Genomic DNA, 7,021 nt, shown 5'->3' with positions numbered 1-7,021 from the left:
ACCCGATGGGGCCGCCGTTGACGCCTCCCATACGGCGGCCCGTACGCTTTTGACGGAACCCATACGCCGGACTCCCCCGCGGGTGCCGGACCAGCTCCTCCCGGGGAACGCCGACGGCCCACACCGGTGAGGTGCAGGCCGATACGGAGGCATCCTCCGAATTATCAAAGGCCGTGCGGGCACCGGGCTCGGGGCCGCAGCAGTGCCCGGCCCGGCTCGTGGGCGCGTTCGAGGATGGCCTGCTGCCCGTCGCAGGCGGACAGCGGCAGCATCCGCGTGATGCGAGGCGTGCTCTCCGCCTCGAACACGTCGACGGCAGTCGGCCGTGCTGCTTGACGAAAGCGGCGATCTGCCGGGTAAGGCCCTTGATCACGCTGGACGGCCCGATCACGGAGCCCGGACAGCGCACGCGGCCGACATGTCTGGCCACAGAGCACAGGGCAAAAGCCGTACGGAGGTGGGTGGACGCGGTGCCGCGCTGCCGGTCCCGACGGCTTCCGGCGTCCTGGACCATGGCCCGCATGCATCACCGCTGCCCCTACAGGGTTGCCGCGGGTCGCCCCGGCGACGCCTGTAGGCATAGATGCCAGCCAGGCAGCCAGGCAGCCAGGCAGGATTGTGCAGCAGGTTCTGCAGCGTCATCCGGTTCGGCCTGCACCACTCCAGGGTGCACTTGTCCGGGCCTTCCGCGCCGCGCCTTGACGCGTTCCCCGGACCAGGACGTCAGGGGGTGAGCTGCTGGTGTCCGATAACGGAGAGCAGTTCGAGTTTGCTGTGGCTCTCCGTGCCGGGGCGGGTGGTCAGCACCACCAGGGTCTGGGCGCGGTTCTCGGTGTACAGGAGCTGGGCGTCGACATCGATGCGGCCGAGTTCGGGATGGAGGATGATCTTGCAGTCGTCGGAGCGTTGGGCGACTTCCTGCAGTTCCCACATGCGGACGAACTCGGGGCTGTGTTCCTGGAGTTCGGCGAGAATCCGGGCGGCTCGGGGGGTGTCGCTGCCGGCTGTCAGCGCGGCCCTCAGGCGCGCTGCATGAAAACGGCCGTGGTGTTCGTGGACCTCCTCGGGATACACCAGACGTTCGGCCGGGTCCATGAACCAGCGGTAGTAGCCGCTGCGGGCCAGACCGGTGTGGCGCGTCTGGTCGCCGAGCAGTGCGATGGCCAAGGGGTTCATCGCGAGGGTGTCGAGCAGGTCGGTCTGCACCAGGGCCGGGGAGTCGTCCAGGCGGTCCAGGACCCGCAGCAGCGTCGGGCTGACATGTTCGGAGCGCTGGAAGCGGGCCGGGGCGTTGTGGCCGATGAGGACGAAGAGATGGTCTCGTTCGTCCAGGGTCAGCCGCAGCGCCCGGGCGAGAGATGTGGTGATCTGGACGGAGGGCTGCGGAGCACGCTGCTGTTCCAGCCGGGCGTAGTAGTCGGTCGACATGCCGGCGAGTTGCGCGACCTCCTCGCGGCGCAGCCCCTGCGTACGCCTGCGCGGACCCTCGACCAGCCCGACGTCGCGGGGGCGCAGCATCTCACGCCGGTGACGCAGGAATTCCGCCAGTTCCTTCTTGTCCATGCCGCCCATCCTCGCCGCATCCCGCCCTACTATCCAGGGACCACCGATCCATGGCTGAGCCCTCCTCTCCCACCCCCACGAAGCCGCCCGCACCGCCGACGCCGAGGGCGCGCGCAGCGAGACGACCCGAGGGTCACCCGACCTGCGTGACCCGCTGGGGAATGCGCCGGCTGTCGGCGGTGCGCCGCAGGCCGCCGGTATGGAAGACGGCCTGAGGCGACGGTCCCACGTGGAGGACACCCAACGCTTTGGACCGGCGCCGGGACTCGTCGCCCGGCCCGGCCGACACGACGATGTTCGCCGTGTCAGACGGGCCGCTCGCGTGCCCCTCGGCGCTCAGGAAAGAGCCGGTCGCCTCCGGTGCGACGACCGGGGCGAAGCCGAAGACGCTTCCTGACCGTTCCGCGTCTGCGGTCAGGACCTGCACGATGCGGGTCCAGCTCGCGTTCGCCCACGATGTGGCAGCGTCGGTCATTACAGGTCGGTCAGCCGCCGCTGATCATGGCGAGGACGTCGTCGTAGGAGCCGTTGGCCTGCGCGTCGCGGATGAACCTGGCGCGCTCGACGACCAGCTCCTTCCCATCGGGCTGCTCGCGCAGCAGGCCGAGGGCCTCGGTGAGGAAGTCGTCCAACGGCATGGACTGGTCGCTGTCCTGCTGGCCCATCAGGGTCGTGCGCACGCCTGGCGGGACCACCTCGATCACCTGGACGCCGGCGTCAGCACCGGCGAGCTGGATGCGCAGGCTCTCGGAGAAGGAGTGCAGCGCGGCCTTGGTCGCACTGTAGGTCGGCGTGCTCTGATACGGGACGAACGCCAGCGCGGAGGTGACGTTCATGACGACCGCGTCGTCCTTGCCCACCAGCAGCGGCAGGAAGGCGTACGTCATCCGGATCGTGCCGAGCAGATTGGTCGCGACGTGATCCTCGGCGACCTGGAGTCCGGCCGGGTCCAGGAGGTTCTCCGGCAGCATGATGCCGGCATTGTTGACCAGGACGTTCAGCCCCGGATGACTCGCCGCCACGGTCTCACGGGCCCGGGCGATCGAGTCGGGGTCCGCGACATCGAGGACGAGCCCGTCGATGCCCGGGTGCCCGGACGTGATCTCGTCGAGGAGTTCCTTGCGCCGGCCGGCGACGACCACCTTGTTGCCGGCCTCGTGCAGGCGCAGGGCCAGACCGAGGCCGATGCCCGAGGTTCCGCCGGTGATCAGAATCGTGTTGCCGGTCATCTTCATGGGGGTCTTGCTCCTTCGGTACGGCGGGCCGGTGAGCGCCCGCAGCCTCGACCGTAAGAGCGCCCGCGCAGGGGCGGGAGAGGACGGCTTGTCCATGGATCGGCGGTCCCTGGCTGAGCCGTAGAAGACTCCCCTGCCGGTCAGCGCCTACAGACCGGGCGCCGCGAGCCACCGGTAGGAGAACCCGGTGGCCAGGATCACAGTCTGGGCGGTAACGGTGGATCCGTCGTTGAACCCCAGCACCCGCGCGGACCCGGCTGGCTCCAGCGTCCGCGAGCCTTCGCTGCAGCACTGCGCCCGCGTGCCCAACCAGCGTCTTCCCATCGGCCGCCACCGGCAGCCCAAGGCCCCACCCGGCACCGGCTGACCACCAGACGGCCCTGCGGTGTTCCCTCCAGCTCGATGCCGGTGGTGGCCCGCACGACGGTCGGCACCGTGCTCCGGTTGTGGACCTCGCTGCACGGCATACGCGGATGAGCACCGGTTGGTCGCCGATGAGAAAGGGGCCGTAGGGCTGCTGGAAAACAACGCGGGCCGCCAGGCCGCCTGCCCTGTACCCCGAGTCGGCGCGACGAAGAGACAACGAGCGCGTCCGTCGACGGTGCGGCACGCACCCGCGGTCGCTCCGTCGGTCCGTACGCAAGGGCCATGTGCGATCTCCGCCGCCTGGTAGCCGGAGGCTTCGGCGGTCAGCGGATCGGCTCGTAGGTGAGTTGCTTGACCTGCCGCAGGGTCAGGGCGGTTTCCATGGCCTGCACGCCGTCGAGGCCGCCGATCTTCTCGCTGAGGTATGTGTAGAGCTCGCCCGTGCTCGGGCTGGCGACGGTGGCGACGAGGTTGGCCTGGCCAGTGATGGCGGCGGCGAAGCGGACCTCGTGGTGTTCTGCCAGCTTGCGTCCGGCGGCGTCGAGTGCGGAGGGGGCGACGGTGAGCCAGAGCATCGCGCCGATGCCGTGTCCGAGTGACTCGCTGTCATATTCCACGTCGAAGTAGAGGATGCCCGTGGAGCGCAGACCCTCCAGGCGCCGTTTGACAGCGGACTCTGACTGGCCGGTGCTGGTCTGCAGCTCGCTGAAGGTTGCCCGGCCGTCGCGCCGCAGCACGGCGAGCAGCGCCTCGTCCGCTCCTTCGAGAGCGATGGGGGCGGCTACCGGCTCGCTGTACGGGAGGCGCAGTGCCGCCTCCTGGTCGGGTTCGAGCGCTTGAGTCTTGTCAAGCCCCCCGAGGTGACCCCCGTAGAAGGTGTGCAGCAGGCAGTGGGCGCTGGCCGAAATGACCTGAGGCGTGCGTTGCAGGCGGTCGAAGAGCAGTTCGTCGCGGGCCTGTCGGCTGCGTGGTTTCATGGCACACTGCACTTCGGTGCCGCCGGAGACGAGATCGATGTACGAGGTGTCGGGGCGCCGGGCCAGCGCGTTGGCGAGTTGTTCGGCCACGTCGGGAGTGCAGCGCAGCCGGACGATCCAGCTCTGGCGGCCCAGCAGGCTCTCGTTGGTCATGCCGACGATTCTGAGTCCGGCGGTGGTGCGCAGTTTGCGGAAGCGGCGGGCGACGGTCTGGTCGGACACTCCCAGGATCTCGGCGATACGGCTGAACGGCGCCCGCCCGTCCACCTGGAGCGCGTGCAGCAGCTTCAGATCAAGCGCGTCGGGCGAAGGGGACTGCATCGATGGCTCCCGTTTCGAGCAGGTGATGTTCACGTCATGTTGCACGACAGCGCCGTGTGGCCCGGGACCGGAAGGGCCCGGTCCCAGGCCACTGAACGGTGCCGTGCCCATCTCCATGGACGGCGCCTGTGCCGGCGTGGTGGCTGTCCGCTCCTGAGCCGTGCCGGTACGTCGGGTGTCACCTCGGTGCAGGGCCGACGCTCACTGAGGGGCGGCGGCTGCCTGCGGCCGGGCTGCCGTCTGAATGTCGGCGGTGGGCCGGCCGGGGGTGCGAGGTCCTTGGACGGAGGCAGCCGGGCCCGCGTCCGGTGGGACCGACTGCTGCGGCCGACGCAGCAGGACGGATCCCACCGTGGCTGCCAGCAGGGCCAGGGCGGCCGCGACGACCAGGCAGAGCTGAAGACCGTCGACGAACGCCTGTGACAGGGCGCCGAGGACACGCGGGGTGTCCGCGCCCATGCGGAGCCCGCCGACCGCGCTCAGTCCGCCGGCGTCCGCGGCCTCGGTGACCCGCCGGACCGTCGCCCCGCCCAGCCCCGCGGCGGTGAGATGTCCGGGCAGAGCGTCCACGGCCCGAGAGGACAGCAGCGCGCCCAGGACAGCGGGGCCAAGGGCGGCGCCGACCTGACGGAAGGCGCTGTTGGCGGCAGCGGCCATACCGGCCTGGTGGAACGGCACCGAACTGACGGCGGTGGCGGTCATCGGGGTGATGACGAAAGCCATACCCAGGCCGAGCAGGGCCAGCCGCCAGGCCAGTGAACCGAACGAGGTGTTGGCGCCGATCGTGGTCAGCGACAGCAGCGCGACCACCACGACCAGCAGGCCGCCGGGAATCAGCACCCGAGAAGACACCCGGTGCACCAGGCGCCCCATGGGGGCACCGAGGACCAGCGGCACTACGGACACCATCAGCAGCCGCCAGGCCGATTCGAGGGTGCTGAGCTGCTGGACCATGCCGAAGTAGAGGCTGAGGGCGAAAAAGGACCCGATGAGCCCGAGAAAGCTGATCATGGCGATCAGTGTCGTGGCGGTGAAGGAGGGGCTGCGGAACAGTGTCAGGTCCAGCATCGGGCTGGAGCTGCGCCGCTCCACCAGGACGAAAGCGACCGAGGCGACGACGGCGGTGGACAGGGCAAGCATCACCTTGGCGTCGGTGAAGGAGCCGGCGCCGCCCTCGATGATCCCGTAGACCAGAGCGGTGATGGCCGGCGCGGCGGTGACCTGGCCGGGCCAGTCCAGTCGGCGCGTGCCCGGGGCACGGGAGTCGGTGAGCAGCTTCGCCGCGACGGCCAGCGCGAGCAGCGAGGCGGGGACGGACAGCAGGTAGATCCAGCGCCACGCGAAGTGGTCGAGGATCACGCCCGCGATGACGGGGCCGAGTGCGAGGGAGGCCATCAGGGAGGTCGCCCACAGGCCGATGAACTTCCCGCGCTCACGCGGGTCGGGGACGGCGTGGCTGATCAGGGCCAGGGACGTGGGCAGCAACGCGGCCGAGCCCAGACCGGCGAAGGCCTGCCCGGCCCAGACGACCTCGATCGACTGGGCGCACAGTGCGATCAGGGCACCCAGACCGCAGAAGGCCAGGCCCGCCTGGAAGACCTTCTTGCGGCCGTGCACGTCACCGAAGACGCCCGCGGTGAGGATGAGCGCGGCCATGGGCAGCACGAACGCGACGCTCACCCAGGACAGCTGCGAGGTCGATGTGTCCAGCGCCCGCTGAATGGCGGGCAGGCTCGCCGAGACGGTGCTCACCGGCAGATAGGCGACGAACACGCCGACGCAGGCCATGACGAGTGTGGGCACCCGCCGGTCCTGCGGCGCGTTCGCCGTGGTCATGACGTTCACGAAAGACTCTCTCCCTTAGGTGCCAGGCGCTGTGGTCCGCTGACTTCCGCCGCAACGTTCCGCCCCTCCGGGGCGCCGAAGCCAGCCACGACCGCCGGATCCCGGAAAACCGACATCCGAGCCTTAAGTCCAGAGAAAGTCCGACCGCTGGATCGTCGTCGACGGTGAGGACCACCGGTTCGGAAATGGGGCTCCTCCCGGGCAGCCGTCACAGCATGGGCTCGTCGATGTAGCAGCAGCGCCGGTCTTCGCCGGACGCGAAGGACCGGATCACCGGACGGACGGATGGACGGTCCCGCTGACGTGAACCGTGGCGTGTTCGCCGGGTGAGCAGTCGCCTCACCCGACGTGCCCGAAGGTCTGACAGAGCGGCAGGTGCAGCCGTCCCGGCCGCGCTGGAATGCGGGCCCGGGGACGGCGCCGGCAAAGGTGGAGGCGAAGGTCGTCAAGATCAGTCCTTGTGCGGGAGGGGCGGTCCCGGAGCGCGTGCCCGGTCACGGCGTCAGTAGGGGGCTTTTGAGGGTGCGACGCTCGTCGACTGCCTGGTGACCCGGCCGGTGGATCGGGCCCGTGCCCAGGGTCAGGGACAGGCCCGTGCCCTGGTTGGCGTGGGCGATGATCTCCGCGGTGATGGAGATCGCCGTCTCCTCAGGCGTGCGCGCACCGAGGTCGAGACCGATCGGGGAGCGCAGCCGGGCCAGTCGGTCCGGCGCG

The 7,021-nt window shown here is 69.9% G+C and carries 6 protein-coding genes; all 6 read right to left on the bottom strand.

Features of this window, described 5'->3' with window-relative positions:
• Positions 1 to 723: 723 nt before the first annotated feature.
• Positions 724 to 1,563, bottom strand: coding sequence for a helix-turn-helix transcriptional regulator (locus ACTWQR_RS54940; protein ID WP_443234881.1), 840 nt, complete (start codon positions 1,561 to 1,563; stop codon positions 724 to 726).
• Between the two features lie 133 nt (positions 1,564 to 1,696).
• Positions 1,697 to 2,038: a nuclear transport factor 2 family protein gene (locus tag ACTWQR_RS54935; protein ID WP_443234880.1), complete on the bottom strand. Its 342-nt coding sequence runs from the start codon at positions 2,036 to 2,038 to the stop codon at positions 1,697 to 1,699.
• A gap of 10 nt (positions 2,039 to 2,048) precedes the next feature.
• Positions 2,049 to 2,798, bottom strand: coding sequence for an SDR family oxidoreductase (locus ACTWQR_RS54930; RefSeq protein ID WP_443234879.1), 750 nt, complete (start codon positions 2,796 to 2,798; stop codon positions 2,049 to 2,051).
• A gap of 689 nt (positions 2,799 to 3,487) precedes the next feature.
• On the bottom strand, positions 3,488 to 4,462 hold the full coding sequence (locus tag ACTWQR_RS54925) for an Lrp/AsnC family transcriptional regulator (RefSeq protein WP_443234878.1): 975 nt from the start codon (positions 4,460 to 4,462) through the stop codon (positions 3,488 to 3,490).
• Positions 4,463 to 4,663: 201 nt separating this feature from the next.
• Positions 4,664 to 6,298: an MFS transporter gene (locus tag ACTWQR_RS54920; RefSeq protein ID WP_443234877.1), complete on the bottom strand. Its 1,635-nt coding sequence runs from the start codon at positions 6,296 to 6,298 to the stop codon at positions 4,664 to 4,666.
• Between the two features lie 503 nt (positions 6,299 to 6,801).
• Positions 6,802 to 7,021 (bottom strand): XdhC family protein (locus ACTWQR_RS54915; protein ID WP_443234876.1); only part of this gene is annotated, 220 nt, incomplete at its 5' end.

The organism is Streptomyces sp. 2A115, assembly GCF_052245575.1.
GTDB lineage: Bacteria > Actinomycetota > Actinomycetes > Streptomycetales > Streptomycetaceae > Streptomyces.
This window is presented reverse-complemented; position numbering and strand designations above follow the sequence as displayed.